Origin of the sequence: Candidatus Nanopelagicus limnes (assembly GCF_002287885.2) — a bacterium.
GTDB lineage: Bacteria > Actinomycetota > Actinomycetes > Nanopelagicales > Nanopelagicaceae > Nanopelagicus > Nanopelagicus limnae.
Genome location: NZ_CP016768.2, coordinates 1,052,991 through 1,068,599, shown reverse-complemented (window position 1 = coordinate 1,068,599; position 15,609 = coordinate 1,052,991). Strand labels below are relative to the sequence as shown.

At 41.4% G+C, this 15,609-nt stretch carries 16 protein-coding genes; 15 read left to right on the top strand and 1 reads right to left on the bottom strand.

Annotation, left to right across the window (positions count from 1 at the left end; translation table 11 throughout):
• Positions 1–57 precede the first annotated feature (57 nt).
• The 8 genes from tsaE (at position 58) to B1s21122_RS05395 (ending at position 7,299) form a co-directional block, all read left to right on the top strand.
• Positions 58–501: a tRNA (adenosine(37)-N6)-threonylcarbamoyltransferase complex ATPase subunit type 1 TsaE gene (gene tsaE / locus B1s21122_RS05430; RefSeq protein WP_095680262.1), complete on the top strand. Its 444-nt coding sequence runs from the start codon at positions 58–60 to the stop codon at positions 499–501.
• Positions 498–1,496 carry a tRNA (adenosine(37)-N6)-threonylcarbamoyltransferase complex dimerization subunit type 1 TsaB gene (gene tsaB / locus B1s21122_RS05425; protein WP_095680263.1) on the top strand — a complete coding sequence of 333 codons (999 nt, stop codon included), beginning with the start codon at positions 498–500 and terminating at the stop codon, positions 1,494–1,496. The genes tsaE and tsaB overlap by 4 nt, the downstream gene beginning before the upstream one ends.
• The gene (gene tsaD / locus B1s21122_RS05420; protein WP_095680264.1) at positions 1,496–2,521 is read left to right on the top strand and encodes a tRNA (adenosine(37)-N6)-threonylcarbamoyltransferase complex transferase subunit TsaD; all 1,026 of its coding nucleotides are present in this window, start codon (positions 1,496–1,498) and stop codon (positions 2,519–2,521) included. Before tsaB ends, tsaD begins: the two co-directional genes overlap by 1 nt.
• Positions 2,522–2,652: 131 nt before the next feature.
• Positions 2,653–2,949: a co-chaperone GroES gene (gene groES / locus B1s21122_RS05415; protein ID WP_095680265.1), complete on the top strand. Its 297-nt coding sequence runs from the start codon at positions 2,653–2,655 to the stop codon at positions 2,947–2,949.
• Between the two features lie 2 nt (positions 2,950–2,951).
• The gene (gene groL, locus B1s21122_RS05410; protein WP_095680266.1) at positions 2,952–4,586 is read left to right on the top strand and encodes a chaperonin GroEL; all 1,635 of its coding nucleotides are present in this window, start codon (positions 2,952–2,954) and stop codon (positions 4,584–4,586) included.
• Positions 4,587–4,643: 57 nt separating this feature from the next.
• Entirely contained in the window at positions 4,644–5,396 is a 753-nt protein-coding gene (locus tag B1s21122_RS05405; RefSeq protein WP_095680267.1) for an ROK family protein, read from the top strand.
• A gap of 39 nt (positions 5,397–5,435) precedes the next feature.
• On the top strand, positions 5,436–6,545 hold the full coding sequence (locus B1s21122_RS05400; RefSeq protein ID WP_095680268.1) for a GuaB3 family IMP dehydrogenase-related protein: 1,110 nt from the start codon (positions 5,436–5,438) through the stop codon (positions 6,543–6,545).
• 94 nt (positions 6,546–6,639) lie between these two features.
• Complete coding sequence (locus B1s21122_RS05395; RefSeq protein ID WP_095680269.1) at positions 6,640–7,299, top strand: peptidylprolyl isomerase; 660 nt, start codon at positions 6,640–6,642, stop codon at positions 7,297–7,299.
• On the opposite strand, the gene B1s21122_RS05390 is transcribed toward B1s21122_RS05395, so the two are convergent.
• Positions 7,296–8,021 carry a PIG-L deacetylase family protein gene (locus B1s21122_RS05390; RefSeq protein ID WP_095681225.1) on the bottom strand — a complete coding sequence of 242 codons (726 nt, stop codon included), beginning with the start codon at positions 8,019–8,021 and terminating at the stop codon, positions 7,296–7,298. The two genes, B1s21122_RS05395 and B1s21122_RS05390, sit on opposite strands and share 4 nt — an antisense overlap.
• 58 nt (positions 8,022–8,079) lie before the next feature.
• Here B1s21122_RS05390 and pcrA point away from each other — a divergent pair, with 58 nt between their 5' ends.
• The 7 genes from pcrA to B1s21122_RS05355 all read left to right on the top strand — a co-directional run bounded on the left by pcrA (position 8,080) and on the right by B1s21122_RS05355 (position 15,602).
• Positions 8,080–10,293: a DNA helicase PcrA gene (pcrA, locus tag B1s21122_RS05385; protein ID WP_095680270.1), complete on the top strand. Its 2,214-nt coding sequence runs from the start codon at positions 8,080–8,082 to the stop codon at positions 10,291–10,293.
• Between the two features lie 65 nt (positions 10,294–10,358).
• Positions 10,359–11,519 carry an ADP-forming succinate--CoA ligase subunit beta gene (gene sucC, locus B1s21122_RS05380; RefSeq protein WP_095680271.1) on the top strand — a complete coding sequence of 387 codons (1,161 nt, stop codon included), beginning with the start codon at positions 10,359–10,361 and terminating at the stop codon, positions 11,517–11,519.
• Positions 11,519–12,400, top strand: a complete 882-nt coding sequence (gene sucD, locus B1s21122_RS05375) for a succinate--CoA ligase subunit alpha (RefSeq protein ID WP_095680272.1) — start codon at positions 11,519–11,521, stop codon at positions 12,398–12,400. Before sucC ends, sucD begins: the two co-directional genes overlap by 1 nt.
• An 18-nt stretch (positions 12,401–12,418) precedes the next feature.
• Positions 12,419–13,510: a cell division protein PerM gene (locus B1s21122_RS05370; protein ID WP_095680273.1), complete on the top strand. Its 1,092-nt coding sequence runs from the start codon at positions 12,419–12,421 to the stop codon at positions 13,508–13,510.
• A complete protein-coding gene (locus B1s21122_RS05365; RefSeq protein WP_095680274.1) occupies positions 13,507–14,346 on the top strand; it encodes a bifunctional 5,10-methylenetetrahydrofolate dehydrogenase/5,10-methenyltetrahydrofolate cyclohydrolase in 840 nt (279 codons plus the stop codon). Before B1s21122_RS05370 ends, B1s21122_RS05365 begins: the two co-directional genes overlap by 4 nt.
• Positions 14,336–14,581 carry a hypothetical protein gene (locus B1s21122_RS05360; RefSeq protein ID WP_095680275.1) on the top strand — a complete coding sequence of 82 codons (246 nt, stop codon included), beginning with the start codon at positions 14,336–14,338 and terminating at the stop codon, positions 14,579–14,581. The genes B1s21122_RS05365 and B1s21122_RS05360 overlap by 11 nt, the downstream gene beginning before the upstream one ends.
• A 64-nt stretch (positions 14,582–14,645) precedes the next feature.
• Positions 14,646–15,602: a malate dehydrogenase gene (locus tag B1s21122_RS05355; protein WP_095680276.1), complete on the top strand. Its 957-nt coding sequence runs from the start codon at positions 14,646–14,648 to the stop codon at positions 15,600–15,602.
• Positions 15,603–15,609: the final 7 nt, after the last annotated feature.

Here is a 15,609-nt window from a genome sequence, read left to right as displayed (position 1 = left end):
AAGCGGGCCTCTAGGAAACTAGGGGCCCGTTTTCATTCTCTATAAACTAACCTCCTGATGAATATTCAAATTAATTCACCCGAGCAGATGTTTGAGTTAGGTGAAAAAATCGGCCGGCAATTAAAGCCATCAGATGTGGTGGTATTAAATGGTGAACTAGGTGCTGGCAAGACGGTATTAACTCAAGGAATTGCATCAGCATTTAAAATATTAGGAGTCACCTCACCAACATTTGTGATTAGTCGAATTCATAAGGGAAATCCAAATTTCATTCACATTGATGCCTATCGATTACTGGACTCTAATCCAAGTAATTTTGCAGATTTAGATTTTGAAAGTTATTTAGCAAGCAGTGTGTTTGTGATTGAGTGGGGTAAAGATTTTGTTTCAACCCTTACCGATCAATACTTAGAGATAAATATTGATCGTGGGCAAAAAGATGATCAACGCCAAGTAGAGTTTGTAATGGTGGGAGATCGTTGGGATAACTTTAAATTATGAGCAATGTATTAGCGATTGATACCTCAACCTCAAAAACCTCCGTTGCACTAATTTGTGATGGCAAAGTTACATTTAATCAATCACATATTGACCCACTTGCTCATGGTGAAGTACTACCAAAGCTGGTTTCACAAGCACTCGTGCTAAACAACAAAATAGATTTAGTTGCTGTTGGTATGGGCCCTGGCCCATTTACTGGCTTAAGAGTTGGAATAGCTTTTGCTCAAAGTTTTGCACTTGCTTCTGAAATTGATTGGGTTGGAGTTTGCTCACTAGATGCGATGGCTGCTGGCATTAATAAAGATGAATTTATAATTTCAACTGATGCCAGACGTAAAGAGAGATTTTGGGCAAGGTATAAAGATGGTATTCGAATAACTGAGCCAGCAGTTAGTAATGCAAGTGAATTAGAAAAGTTTGGCATCCCAGTACTAAATGAGGGTGAGTACTATCCAGATCCAGCGGCGTTAGCCAAAATCGCGCAAAGTAGTAAATCTGTTGAACAACCAATTTACATAAGAAAACCAGATGCTTATCCACTTCCAATCGGGGTTAAGTTTCGGCCGATGACAGCACTGGATTTAGTAAGTGCAACTGCAATTGAAAAAGAGGTTTATGCAAAGGCTGCTTGGAGTGCTGGGCAATTTAAAGAGGAGTTTGCTAAGGCGCCCAAAACTGCGCATTACTTAGCTGCTGAGTTTGAAGGGCAATTAATTGCATATGCCGGAATTTTCTATGTTGCAGATGTGGCTGACATTCACACAATAACTGTGGCAGCAGATTACCGGCGAAAAGGTATTGGCCGAGAGTTGTTAAAGCGGCTAATTGATTGGGCCAGAGTTAAAAAAGCACAAGCAATAATGCTTGAAATGAGATTAGGAAATGATCAGGCCCGTCCCCTGTATGAATCCTTTGGATTTATTGAAATTTCTAGAAGAGAGAATTACTACGGCCCAGGATTAACTGCTGTTGTAATGCGCAAGGAGCTTAAGTAATGGCGCTAGTTCTTGGTATTGAAACCTCCTGCGATGAGACCGCGGTTGGCATAGTTGACGGGCGAAAATTACTGGCAAATGTAATTTCATCAAGTGTTGAACAACATGTCAGGTTTGGTGGTGTAGTTCCAGAGGTTGCTAGCAGAGCTCACTTAGAAGCTATGCAGCAGGTAATTAAACAGGCTCTAAAGGATGCGGGCGTATCGATCAAGGATATTGATGCGATTGCAGTAACTGCAGGCCCAGGTTTAATTGGTGCTTTACTAGTTGGGGTAAGTAGCGCATCTGCTTTATCACTTGCACTCAACAAACCTTTGTATGGCGTGAACCATTTATCAGCTCATATTGCAGTTGATCAATTAGATTCAGATAAGAAAATTACACCAACTATTGCGCTATTGGTTAGTGGTGGCCACTCTTCAATTTTAAAGGTTAATAACTTAGCCACTGATGTTCAAGTCATGGGCGCCACCATTGATGACGCTGCTGGTGAAGCCTTTGACAAGATCGCCAGAATTATGGGCTTAGGTTTTCCAGGTGGACCAATAATTGATAAGCAATCAAAAGATGGCGATTTAAAGCATGTTAATTTTCCACGGGGTTTAACTGGTGCCACTGATTTAGAAAAACACAAATATGATTTTTCATTTTCTGGCCTTAAAACTGCAGTTGCAAGGTATCTAGATCAAACACCAAATTATAAGAAATCTGATGTGGCAGCATCTTTTCAAGAAGCGGTAGTTGATGTATTACTTAGTAAATCTCTAGCTGCTTGTAAGGAAAGTGGTATTGATAATTTAGTTATTGCCGGAGGCGTTGCTGCTAACAGCAGATTGCGAGAGGTGGCTAAACAAAGGTGTGAAATCAATAAGATCAATCTTTCTATTCCACCGATTGGGCTGTGTACCGACAACGGTGCGATGGTTGCAGCTCTTGGTAGCCTTGCGATCAGTCAGGGTGTTAAGCCCTCTCAGATAGGCATTGGGGCTGATTCAGCCGCCTCCATAGCCCAAGTGATCTGGTAGATCAGTGCTTAATTTGCACTGATAAGCACCGCCCTTTAAAGTTGGCTTTAGCACTCTAAGGCCCTGTGTGCTAATCGAAAAACTGGGGCACCTTAAGAGGGTAATACCGAATCTAAGAAGGAGAAATCAGGATGGCAATTTCAATTAAGCCACTAGAAGATCGCATTGTTGTTAAGGCTAATGAGGCAGAGCAGAAGACTGCATCTGGATTAGTAATTCCAGATACTGCAAAAGAAAAGCCACAAGAGGGAACTGTGATGGCAGTAGGACCTGGCCGTTTTGAAAACGGAAATCGACTTCCATTAGACATTAAAGAGGGTGATGTCGTGCTTTATTCAAAGTATGGCGGCACTGAGGTTAAGTACAACAATGAGGAGTACTTAGTACTTTCATCTCGTGATGTACTAGCAATTATTGCGAAGAAGTAATCATGGGTAAATCACTTCAATTTGATGAAGCAGCACGTCGTGCGATGGAGCGCGGCGTAAACATTCTTGCCGATACCGTCAAGGTAACACTTGGACCTAAGGGTCGGAATGTCGTAATTGCAAAAAGCTACGGCGCACCATTGATTACAAATGATGGCGTGACAATTGCTAAAGAGATTGAGTTATCAGATCCTGCAGAAAACATGGGCGCCCAACTTGTTAAGCAAGTTGCGGAGAAAACTAATGATGTCGCAGGTGATGGCACAACTACTGCAACTGTATTAGCTCAAGCAATGGTGAAAGAGGGCCTACGCAATCTTGCGGCAGGTGCTCAACCAATGGAGCTTAAATACGGAATTGAACAAGCAGTATCTGCAATTACTGAAGCATTGCGAAAGAATTCAACTGCAGTTAGTGGAAAATCTCAGATTGCAGATGTTGCAACCATTTCAGCCCAGGACAAAGCTATTGGTGATTTAATCGCTGAAGCAATGGACAAGGTTGGCAAAGATGGTGTGATCACTGTTGAAGAGTCATCAACTACTGGACTTGAGCTTGAGTTCACTGAAGGTATGCAATTTGATAAGGGTTATATCTCTCCTTACTTTGTTACTGATTCAGATCGCATGGAAACAGTTCTAGAGGATGCATACATTCTTATTTCTGGTCAGAAAATCTCTGCATTAAGTGAGATCTTGCCAGTACTAGAAAAAGTTGCCCAAGCAAGCAAACCACTTTTGATCATTGCCGAGGATGTTGAAGGTGAAGCACTTTCAACTTTGGTTGTTAACCGCATGCGTGGCACATTTGCCTCAGCTGCAGTTAAAGCACCTGGCTTTGGTGACCGTCGTAAGGCAATGTTGCAAGATATTGCAATCCTTACTGGTGGACAGGTTATCTCTGCTGAGGTTGGCCTAAAGCTTGAGCAAATCGATATTGAAATGCTTGGTAAAGCACGTCGAATTGTTATTAGTAAAGACAACACCACAATTGTGGATGGTGCTGGTAATAAAAATGATGTTGCATCCCGCGTTACAGAGATTCGCCGCGAGATTGAAAACACCGACTCTGATTGGGATCGCGAAAAACTACAGGAGCGAGTTGCAAAACTTGCTGGTGGAGTTTGTGTGATCAAAGTTGGCGCCCACACTGAGGTTGAGTTAAAAGAGAAGAAGCACCGTCTTGAAGATGCTATCTCTGCAACAAGAGCTGCAGTTGAAGAGGGAATTGTTGTTGGCGGCGGCGCAGCATTAGTACATGCAGCAGCAGCCCTTGATAATGATTTGGGCTTTGAAGGAGATCGCGCAGTTGGTGTGCGTCTTGTTCGTAAAGCATGTGATGAACCACTTCGTTGGATTGCAGAAAATGCTGGCCAAGAAGGTTATGTTGTAGTTTCAAAGGTGCGCGCTATGAAACCAAATGAAGGTTTCAACGCTTACTCAGAGACTTACACAGATCTTGTAAAAGAGGGCGTAATTGATCCAGTTAAGGTAACTAGATCAGCGCTAGCTAATGCTGCATCTATTGCTGCAATGTTCATTACAACTGAAGCCTTAGTTTTTGAAACTCCAGAGGAGAAAAAGGAAGAGGCAGCAGGTCATGGCCACTCACACGGAGCAGGCGGACACTCTCACTAAGTAAATTAAACAGCAGGCCTTGTTCTCAAAGTAGCTGCAATCGATTAACATCAATCGGTGAAAGTTACAACGCTAACCGTTGATTGCGGTGGCACTGGGATCAAGGCCTCTGTGCTTGATAAGGGTGGAAAAGTTTTAATTGATTTTCCTTATCTTAAAACTCCATATCCACTTTCCCCTTTGAAATTAATCTCCATAATTGATGATTTTGTAAAAGCAGATAACCGAATTAAGCGAGTAACCCTTGGGTTGCCAGGCATGATCAGAGGCGGCAAAGTAATTGTTATTCCTCATTATGTAAATGCAAGTGGACCTCGTGGAGTGGTAGATCCACACCTAAAAAAAGTTTGGTATGGCTTTGATATGCAAAGTATGTTGAAAAAGAAAATAAAACTGCCTACTTTGGTTTTAAATGATGCTGAGGTGCATGCTGCTGCCGTGATTGCAGGAAAAGGTCTAGAGACAGTTTTAACCTTTGGCACAGGCCTTGGGAGTGCGATTTTTAGTGATGGCGTTATCGCACCTCACTTAGAGATATCACATTCAACTATTCGCTATGGAAAATCTATTGACTCATGGATTGGCGAACAGGCACGTAGGCGTTTGGGAAATCAATTATGGTCAAGGCGAGTAAAGAGTTTAATTCAAGAGCTATATCCAATGATCATTTGGGATAAGTTATATATCGGCGGGGGTAATGCGCAAAGAATTAGTAAATCTGCGCTAAAAAGTTTTGATTATAAAGTAAAGATAATTCCTAACTCAGCTGGTGTGACTGGCGGGGTTAAAGCCTGGGACTTATTAGCGTAGATTTCATTAGATAACTCATCAACAGATACGATTGGTCATATGTCCGATATTGAATTAGGTCCTGGTAAACGCGCGCGGGCGGCATACTCATTTGATGAAATTGCAATCGTTCCATCTCGCAGAACTCGAGATCCAGAAGAGGTTTCTATCTCTTGGCAGATTGATGCCTATAAATTTGATTTACCATTTATTGCAGCGCCAATGGATTCTGTAGTTTCACCAGCTACTGCAATTGCAATTGGTGAAGCTGGCGGACTTGGAGTTTTAAATTTAGAAGGCATCTGGACAAGGTATGAGGATGCTGAAAAACAATTAGCTGATATGGCTAAGTTAAGTGAAGACAAAGCAATTAAGAAAATGCAAGAGATTTATGCTGCCCCAATTCAACCAACTTTAATCAAAGAAAGACTTGCTCAGATTAGAGCAGCAGGAGTTACTGTGGCAGGAGCGCTTTCCCCACAACGCACTGCTGAATTTCACAAAGCAGTTCTTGATGCTGGCGTAGATATATTTGTAATTCGTGGCACAACAGTTTCAGCAGAGCATGTATCTGAGAAAACTGCGCCATTAAACTTAAAGAAATTCATTTATGAGCTAGATGTTCCTGTAATTGTGGGCGGCTGCGCAACAGCGCAAGGAGCATTGCATTTAATGCGATCAGGAGCAGCAGGAGTGTTAGTTGGCTTTGGTGGCGGTTCTGCTCACACAACTAAAACTGTTTTAGGAATATCAGTTCCAATGGCATCTGCGGTGGCTGAGGTTGCATCAGCTCGACGTGATTATTTAGAAGAGTCTGGTGGAAGGTATGTGCATGTAATTGCTGATGGTTCAGTGGGTTCAAGTGGTGAAATTGCAAAAGCTGTTGCATGTGGCGCAGATGCGGTAATGATGGGATCACCTCTTGCAAAGGCCATTGAAGCACCAGGAAAAGGTTGGCACTGGGGACTTGAGGCACATCATGGACAATTACCACGAGGCAACCGTGTGCAGGTTGGAAGCGTTGGAACATTAGCTGAGGTTTTAACTGGACCATCTAATACTGCAGATGGCTCAATGAATCTTTTTGGAGCACTTCGTAGATCAATGGCTACCTGTGGTTATTCAGATTTGAAGGAGTTCCAGCGGGTTGAGGTTGTAGTTCAACCATAAGTTTCTGCTGTGAAAGTGCTTAAAGTTTGACAGTAAACTGCGTTATCTAAGGTTTTTTGTTTGTGATCTTTAGATTGTTGATTAAACTCTCCTTGTGCAAAAGATAATAAAAGTAATCGCAGTTACAACTTTTATTACCATTTTTTCTATAATTCTTTCACCTGTCTCTAACTCAGCACAATCTAAGAAAGTGTCTGAAGTTGTATGTAAGAAAACAAATGCCAAAGCTCATTCGGTAAAAAACATAACTCCACCAGAGGTTAAACCTCCATTTAAGAACAGAACATTTACCTTAACAACAAATTGTGGTGATATTGTGATTGAAGCTAACGCAAAGAGTGCACCAATTACTGTTGTTGCCCTGGCTGCACTAGCAAATGGTGGATTTTTTAATAAAACTGTCTGCCATCGATTAACGACAAACAATATTTATGTTTTACAGTGTGGAGATCCGACAGGTACTGGGATGGGCGGACCTAATTTTAGTTATCGCGATGAAAATCTACCGCAAGCAATAGAGTCAAATTATCCAGCAGGTGTTGTAGCAATGGCCAACTCAGGTGCTAATACAAATGGCAGTCAATTCTTTATAGTTTATGAAAATACCTCAATGCGACCGGAATACACTATTTGGGGAAAGGTAACAAAGGGATTAGAGATTGTTAAAGCAATTGCAAAAGAAGGTGTTGCAGATGGCACAAATGATGGTTTGCCCAAACAAACAATTGCAATTGAGCGAGTAAAAGTTCGTTAATTTGTATTTACTATTTTAAATACTTCAGCAACACTTCCAGCCGGCAAATTATTAGCCTCAGCATTTCGCTCACCCCATTCGCGCACCATCTTCTCAAGGTTCTCATTGTGTGCTGTTTGGCTAACATGAGCATGTAATGCTTTCATTTTTTTATCAAAGGTAGTTGTAATATCAACATAATGATCTGGATTACTTGTAGAGGTAACCCATACTTCCTTAACCCGCCAAGGTTCTAAACCTTCTACCTTTAGTAAATCCTCAAATGCAAAAGCATTTCGTGAATCTGGATAGACCGCCTGAATTGCAGCTTCACCGGCTGCCATATGGTCTGGGTGAGATGAAAATAATCGATCCCAGTTTCGTTCTGGGGATTGAATAACCATTCGGTCAGGTTTTGAAATTCTGATCTGTCTAACAATATCTTTTCGAAGTTCAATTGTTGGTACTAGCCAACCATCTCGGTAATTAAGAAAAGTTATGTCAGTTACGCCAACTGCAACACCAGCTTCTCGTTGTTCACGTTGGCGAATTTTAGGCATTTCATCCCTTGGTACATTTGGATCCTCGCCTCCTTGATCACCATTTGTGCAGATGCAGTAGGAAACTTTAATTCCCTTAGCAGTCCAAAGCGCGATAGTGCCGGCTGCTCCGAAATCACAATCATCAGGGTGTGCGGTAACGACAAGTACTCGCTCGATTTCACTGTCATCTAAAGGCATCATAATTGGCAAGATTACCGCAGCAACTACCCAGTCATTACCCACCGATAGACTTGCCAATATGTCCGCATTAACTCAAGGTTTGAATTCACAACAATTAGCGGCGGTTAAACATGAAAGCTCTCCATTATTAGTAGTTGCTGGCGCTGGCTCTGGAAAAACTCGAGTACTAACAAGGCGAATTGCATACCTACTAGCTGAACGAAATGTTGCACCATTTGAAGTTTTAGCGATTACCTTTACTAATAAGGCAGCTGGTGAAATGAAAGAGCGAGTTGCGCAATTAGTAGGAGATCGAGCAAAGGTTATGTGGGTGTCAACATTTCACTCTGCTTGCGTTCGAATCCTTAGAAGAGAAGCTTCATTACTTGGATATACCAATTCATTCACTATTTATGATCAGAGTGATTCTCTGCGTTTAATAACTTTGGTTATGAAGGACTTGAATTTAGATGCGAAAAAATATGCCCCGCGGGCGGTCGCTGCATTAATCTCACAGGCAAAAAATGAATTACTTGGTCCTGCTGATTATTTAAACCAAAGTAAAGATCACTTCCAAGAGATCGTCGCTCAAGTATTTGCTATCTATCAAAAGCGATTAAGTGGCGCCAACTCTATGGATTTTGATGACTTAATAGCCAAAACAGTTGAAGTTATGCAAAGACACCCAGAAGTAAGGGCTAAGTATCGATCCAGATTTAAACATATTTTAGTTGATGAGTATCAGGATACAAATCATGCGCAGTATGTTCTAATCAAAGAATTAGTTGGCCATGAACGAGATGGAATTGCACCTGCTGAATTATGTGTTGTAGGAGATGCCGACCAATCAATCTATGCCTTTCGCGGGGCAAATATAAGAAATATTCTGCAATTTGAAGCTGATTATCCAAATGCAAAGACAATATTGCTCGAACAAAATTATCGCTCCACCCAAAACATACTCAGTGCGGCGAACGCCGTAATTGCAAACAATGATGGCAGGAAAGAAAAGAATCTCTGGTCAGAGGCTGGCGCTGGCGCAATGATTACTGGATATGTTGCTGAAAGTGAGCACGATGAAGCAGATTTTGTAGTGCGCGAGATTGACCGGTTACGAGATCTTGGAAAATCTAATCCTGGGGATACTGCAATTTTCTATCGGACAAATGCGCAGTCTCGTGTTTTTGAAGAGGTATTTATGCGCATTGGAATTCCTTATAAAGTTGTTGGTGGAGTTCGTTTTTATGAGCGAAAAGAGATTAAAGATTTCCTCGCCTATTTAAGAGTGGTTGTAAATCCAGAGGATGAGGTTTCACTTCGACGAATTATCAATACACCAAAGCGAGGTATTGGAGATAGAGCGCTAGATTTACTTGATCTTTATGCAAAAGATAATAACTTAACATTTTGGCAATCTCTCTGTGAGGTTGATAAAAATCAAGAAATAGCTCAGAGATCATCCTTTTCACTTATTGAGTTTGTTAAGTTAATTCAATCCCTGCAAACCTTAGTAGAGGCCAAAACTAGGCCATCAGTTATCGCCCAAGCAGTACTAGAACAATCTGGTTTACTTGCTGAATTATCTGAAAGCAAAGATCCACAGGATGAAGTTCGGGTAGAAAACTTAGAGGAGTTAGTAGCAGTTGCAACTGAGTATGAAGAGGGTGAAGTTGATGATGGTGAAGAGATATCACTTGTTGGCTTCTTAGAAGATGTTTCATTAGTAGCAGATGCTGATCAAATCCCAGAAGGTGAAGATCACGGCGGTGTTGTAACCATGATGACATTACATACTGCTAAAGGACTTGAGTTTCCAACAGTGTTTTTAACTGGAATGGAAGAGGGAATATTTCCACACTCTCGCACTCTTGGAGATCCAGATGAGTTACAAGAAGAGCGCCGGCTTGCCTACGTTGGCTTAACTCGTGCTCGAGAGAATCTCTTTATTACAAGAGCTGAATACCGTTCATCTTGGGGTGCGCCTAACTACAACGCAGCCTCTAGATTCTTAAGTGAAATTCCAGATTCGGTAATTGAGTGGAATCAAGCACAAGAAAAAGCTTCACCAATAAAGAGTTCAATTAAGCGTTCTTTCACAGCACCAAAGCCAACTGGCAAGGTGAGCAACACAATGAAGCTTGAAGTTGGCGAACGCGTCTCACATGACACCTTTGGCATGGGAACAGTGGTTGCAGTTACAGGTGATGGAGATCGAGCCGAAGCCACCATTAATTTCGGCTCATATGGTGAAAAACGTCTATTGCTTCGCTATGCCCCAGTTGAGAAATTATAAATTTAGAGCCAATCTCATTACTATTACCACCTTACCGAAGATAAAAATTGATCGGGGATAATTAAGTGGATCTGTTTGAGTATCAAGCGCGCGATCTTTTTGAATCACATCAAATTCCAGTATTAGCTGGTGCGGTAGCAACTACTCCAGATGAAGCTCATGCAGCTGCTACAAAAATTGGCGGCAAAGTTGTAGTTAAAGCCCAAGTAAAAGTTGGCGGTCGTGGAAAAGCAGGCGGTGTAAAACTGGCTGAGAATGCTGATGATGCCAAAATAAAGGCAGCGGCAATTTTAGGAATGGACATTAAAGGACATACTGTAAATAAAGTAATGATTGCTCAAGCAGCACCAATTGATTCTGAGTACTACCTAGCAATTTTATTAGATCGAGCAAATCGAAATTTTCTAGTTATGGCATCGGTTGCAGGCGGCATGGAGATCGAAGAGGTTGCTCACAAGACACCAGAAAAACTAGCCAAGGTTGGAATTAATCCAAATATAGGAATTGATAAAGCTAAGGCACTTGAGATTGCAAAGGGTGGTCAATTCCCAGCTGATGTGATTGATCAGGTCGCAGATGTATTAGTTAAGTTGTGGCAGGCATTTATTAAAGAAGATGCAACTTTGATGGAGATAAATCCCTTAGTTAAAACCTCTGATGGCAAAGTAATTGCCTTAGATGGAAAAGTTACTTTGGATGATAACGCTGGCTTTAGACACCCAGAGCACGAAGTTTTAGTAGATCATGAATCAACAAATCCGCTGGAGAAATTGGCTAAGGAGAAGGATTTAAATTACGTAAAACTTGATGGCCAGGTTGGAATTATTGGAAATGGCGCAGGCCTTGTGATGAGCACATTAGATGTAGTGGCTTATGCAGGTGAAAAATATGGAGTCAAACCTGCAAACTTCCTAGATATTGGTGGGGGTGCTTCTGCTGAAGTAATGGCAAATGGTTTATCCATTATTTTGGGAGATAGTGATGTACGAAGTGTGTTTGTTAATGTCTTCGGCGGAATTACTGCATGTGATGCGGTAGCAAATGGAATTGTGCAGGCACTTGATATGTTGGGATCAAAAGCTACAAAACCAATCGTGGTCAGATTAGATGGCAATAATGTTGAGCTAGGCCGCAAGATATTAAATGATGCAAATCATCCACTGGTTGAGCAACTTGAAACTATGGATGGCGCGGCAGCAAAAGCTGCAGAGTTGGCGGCAAGATAATGGCAATTTTTGTAAATGAAAACACCAAAGTGATTGTTCAAGGTATGACAGGATCTGAGGGAACTAAACACACAAAGCGCATGCTCAAAGCTGGAACTAAAATTGTTGGTGGCGTAACTCCTGGTAAGGGTGGCCAAAGTGTTGATATGGACGGAAAGTTAATTCCAGTTTTTAACTCAGTCGCCGAAGCGATGAGTGCAACAGGAGCAAACGCTTCGGTTGTTTTTGTGCCACCAAAATTTGCTAAGGCTGCAGTAATCGATGCCATTGATGCCGCAATGCCATTAGTGGTTGTTATTACTGAAGGTATTCCAGTTCATGATGTGGCAGCTTTTTATTCTTACTCAGTAAGTAAAGGCAAAACTCAGATTCTTGGTCCAAACTGTCCTGGAATTATTAGCCCAGGAAAAACTAACTTAGGAATTATTCCAGCAGACATTACCGGACCAGGAAAAATTGGTTTGGTTTCAAAATCAGGCACTTTGACTTATCAGATGATGTTTGAGTTAAGAGATTTCGGTTTCACAACAGCGGTAGGAATTGGTGGAGATCCAATAATTGGAACAACTCATATCGACTGCTTGCGCGCATTCCAGGATGATCCTGAAACTAAAGCGATTGTTATGATTGGTGAAATTGGCGGCGATGCAGAAGAGAGAGCAGCGCAATTCATGAAAGAGTATGTAACTAAACCTGTTGTTGGATATGTTGCTGGATTTACAGCACCTGAGGGCAAAACTATGGGTCACGCTGGTGCAATTGTCTCTGGATCTTCAGGAACTGCTGCAGCTAAAAAAGAAGCTTTGGAAGCTGTCGGTGTTGCGGTTGGTAAAACACCAAGTGAAACCGCTAACTTGATGCGCAAGATATTGAATGGATAAATCGCAGATAGGAAAATAATGGTTGCGCGTAGGTTCTTGATCACGCTGCAACAAGTAATTAGATCAATACTGATAATACTTTTTCCACTTGCTTTTATTACCTTATTCGCTTGGGCAACTGCTGGAAGTACATACGGGACTACATCTGATCCAATGCGAGCTGCGCTTTGGCTTTGGTTAGGATCGCATTTAGCGCCATTTCATATCACTAGCAATGAGATAACTGGGTACCTGTCTTACTTGCCGTTAGGTGCGGTAATACTTCCTTGGCTTAGTATGCGAGTGGGATATAGAAGAGTAGTTGCAGTAATTGAAAACAAAAAAATGAGTCGGGCATACTTTATCTTGACCTATTTGATTTGTTACTTACTACTGGCACTAATTGCTTCAAACAGCCAAGTCTCAGTTGACTATCTAAGAGGGATAGCAGTTTTGATGTTTTTATTATTTCTAGCCACAACTACGGTAAATTTTGAAACACTAGTTAAATTACCAGGCCAAATGTTTTTAATCATGCTCGGAATCTCAGGAGTACTTTTCTCATTAAACCTGCTACTTAACTTTAGTATTGCTAAAAATCTAACCGTAGTTCTTCACCCAGGCATCATTGGCGGAATTCTGTTGCTGTTCTTACAAATACTTTATTTGCCTAATCTATTTTTTGCCACCTTTAGCTACATCTTAGGTTCTGGATTTTCACTAGGTAGTGCAACTGATATCACTCCATTTATCTTTAATCTTCGTGAGATTCCTGCAATTCCAGCCCTTGCAGCATTACCTGCCGGGAGGTTTCCATGGATGATTACTTTATCAATCATGCTTTTTGGTTATGCTTTAATAAACCTAAATAAAATTAAAGTCCTTGATATTGATAAAAAAAGTAAACAACAACTAAATCTGCGATTCCTACTTCTATCTGTCCTTGGCTCAGCGATCTTGGCGTTTATTTCATCTGGATCATTAATTTCAGCAAATATGAATCCAGTTGGCGTAAATCCACTACGGATCGGTGCAATTGTTTTTGTTCACATCCTTTTAGCATTCCTAGTTATTCACTACTTACCAAAATTGTTTAAGAAAAAAGATATGCAGAGTAGGCTTGCTACATGAGTGCGATAATCATGGATGGCAAAGCTTTAGCCCAGAGGATAAAGGTTGATATCGCTGCCGCTATTGGAAAACTCGATAAGCCAGTTGGCTTGGGCACAATTCTGGTCGGTGATGATCCTGGATCAGTTGCATATGTTGAAGGCAAGCACCGGGATTGTGCTGAGGTTGGCATCAAATCAATTAAAGTAAATTTACCTGCCAGTGCAACCACTAATGAAGTTATTGCCTCAGTTAACGCACTAAATGCAGATCCGAGTTGCTCAGGATTTATTGTTCAACTTCCACTTCCAGTTGGAGTGAATACGCAAAAAGTTTTATCTGCAATTAATCCAGCAAAGGATGCAGATGGGCTTACTCCAAATAATTTAGGCAATCTTGTTTTAGGTTTTAACTCAGTAGTTGCCTGTACACCAAAGGCGATTGTGGCTTTGTTAGCTGAGTATAAAATTAATTTATCTGGCGTGAAGGTATTAGTTATTGGCCGAGGCATGACAGTCGGTAGACCCTTATCTATTTTGCTATCCCAAAAACCAATTAATGCCACAGTAACCCTGGCACACTCAGCATCTAAGAATTTAACCGACCTCATTAAGGATGCTGATGTAGTTATTGCTGCCATGGGTAGTGCGCAATTTATAAAGCCTGAAATGGTGAAAAAAGGATCAGTCTTAGTTGATGTTGGAATCACTCGAGATGGCAATCAACTTGTTGGGGATTTTGATCCTAAAGTTATTGAGGTCGCCTCTGCTTTTGCGCCGATGCCAGGTGGAGTAGGTCCAATGACAAGGGTTATGCTGCTTAAAAATGTAATTGAACTGGCTAGAAATGAAAAATAGTTTTCGACTTGATCAAATAAGAAGAGTTTCATTGCTTATTGTTGCGATCGGGTTAGTGATTGGAATTAGTGGCGCAGTACGCAGTGGCTCAATCATTTTATCAATTGGCGCAGCTGCATTTACGTTGGCTAGATATTCACAATTAAAAGTAAAGCGGAATATTGAATTGATTCTGCCAATTATGATCTGCATCATGTTATTTGGATTGGCTATTTCACTTCCCAACGCCAGATAACCTCACCGATTTAGTTGATTTGCCCTAAATCAGTAATATTGGCCATAAGCAGCGAGAGGATTCAATGAGCAGATCTGGGAAAGTAACAGTTGTAGGGGCTGGGTTTTATGGTTCAACCACCGCACTACGACTTGCAGAATATGATGTTTTTGAAACTGTTGTATTGACCGATATTTTAGAAGGTAAATCAGAGGGCTTAGCGTTAGATATTAATCAATCAAGATCAATTGAAAATTTTGAAACTAAAGTTATTGGTGCCACCACAACTGCAGAAGGTGGCGGATATGAGAAGACTGCCAACTCTGATGTGGTAGTTATTACTGCAGGATTACCTCGAAAGCCTGGCATGAGTCGAATGGACTTAATTGGCGTAAATGCTGGAATTGTCCGTGGCGTTGCCGAAAACATTGCAAAGCATTCACCCAACGCAGTGATTATCGTGGTTTCAAATCCATTGGATGAAATGACTGCATTAGCTCAAATCGCAACTAAATTTCCATATAACAAAGTTATGGGTCAAGCAGGCATGCTTGATACAGCAAGATTTACAAACTTTGTTGCTGAAAAATGTGGTGTGCCAACGGCGTCCGTTAAGACTTTAACTCTTGGTTCACATGGTGAAACGATGGTGCCAGTTCCAAGTCGTTGCACAGTAAATGGCAAACCACTTTCAGATGTTTTATCTGCCGATGAAATAAAGGATTTAGTTGACCGAACTCGAAATGGTGGCGCTGAGATTGTGGCATTGCTTAAGACAGGTTCTGCTTATTACGCACCCTCAGCGGCTGCAGCTCGAATGGCAAAGGCTGTGATTACGGATTCAAATGAGGTAATGCCGGTATGCGCGTGGGTAAATGGTGAGTATTCAATTACCGGTGTTTACCTTGGTGTTGAAGCACAGATTGGTAAGAATGGAATCAACAAAGTTGTGGAAACAAAGTTAACCGCTGATGAGTTAGCTTCTTTAAAAGTGGCTGCTGAAGCGGTACGTACAAAACAAGCAGATGTTAAAGATCTATAGGCCCAGG

Bases quoted from the DNA above. Each gene is read 5' to 3' on its own strand.
- tsaE (WP_095680262.1), top strand. From the start codon at position 58: ATGAATATTCAAATTAATTCACCCGAGCAGATGTTTGAGTTAGGTGAA.
- tsaB (WP_095680263.1), top strand. From the start codon at position 498: ATGAGCAATGTATTAGCGATTGATACCTCAACCTCAAAAACCTCCGTT.
- tsaD (WP_095680264.1), top strand. From the start codon at position 1,496: ATGGCGCTAGTTCTTGGTATTGAAACCTCCTGCGATGAGACCGCGGTT.
- groES (WP_095680265.1), top strand. From the start codon at position 2,653: ATGGCAATTTCAATTAAGCCACTAGAAGATCGCATTGTTGTTAAGGCT.
- groL (WP_095680266.1), top strand. From the start codon at position 2,952: ATGGGTAAATCACTTCAATTTGATGAAGCAGCACGTCGTGCGATGGAG.
- B1s21122_RS05400 (WP_095680268.1), top strand. From the start codon at position 5,436: ATGTCCGATATTGAATTAGGTCCTGGTAAACGCGCGCGGGCGGCATAC.
- B1s21122_RS05390 (WP_095681225.1), bottom strand. From the start codon at position 8,021: ATGATGCCTTTAGATGACAGTGAAATCGAGCGAGTACTTGTCGTTACC.
- pcrA (WP_095680270.1), top strand. From the start codon at position 8,080: ATGTCCGCATTAACTCAAGGTTTGAATTCACAACAATTAGCGGCGGTT.
- sucD (WP_095680272.1), top strand. From the start codon at position 11,519: ATGGCAATTTTTGTAAATGAAAACACCAAAGTGATTGTTCAAGGTATG.
- B1s21122_RS05370 (WP_095680273.1), top strand. From the start codon at position 12,419: ATGGTTGCGCGTAGGTTCTTGATCACGCTGCAACAAGTAATTAGATCA.
- B1s21122_RS05365 (WP_095680274.1), top strand. From the start codon at position 13,507: ATGAGTGCGATAATCATGGATGGCAAAGCTTTAGCCCAGAGGATAAAG.
- B1s21122_RS05360 (WP_095680275.1), top strand. From the start codon at position 14,336: ATGAAAAATAGTTTTCGACTTGATCAAATAAGAAGAGTTTCATTGCTT.
- B1s21122_RS05355 (WP_095680276.1), top strand. From the start codon at position 14,646: ATGAGCAGATCTGGGAAAGTAACAGTTGTAGGGGCTGGGTTTTATGGT.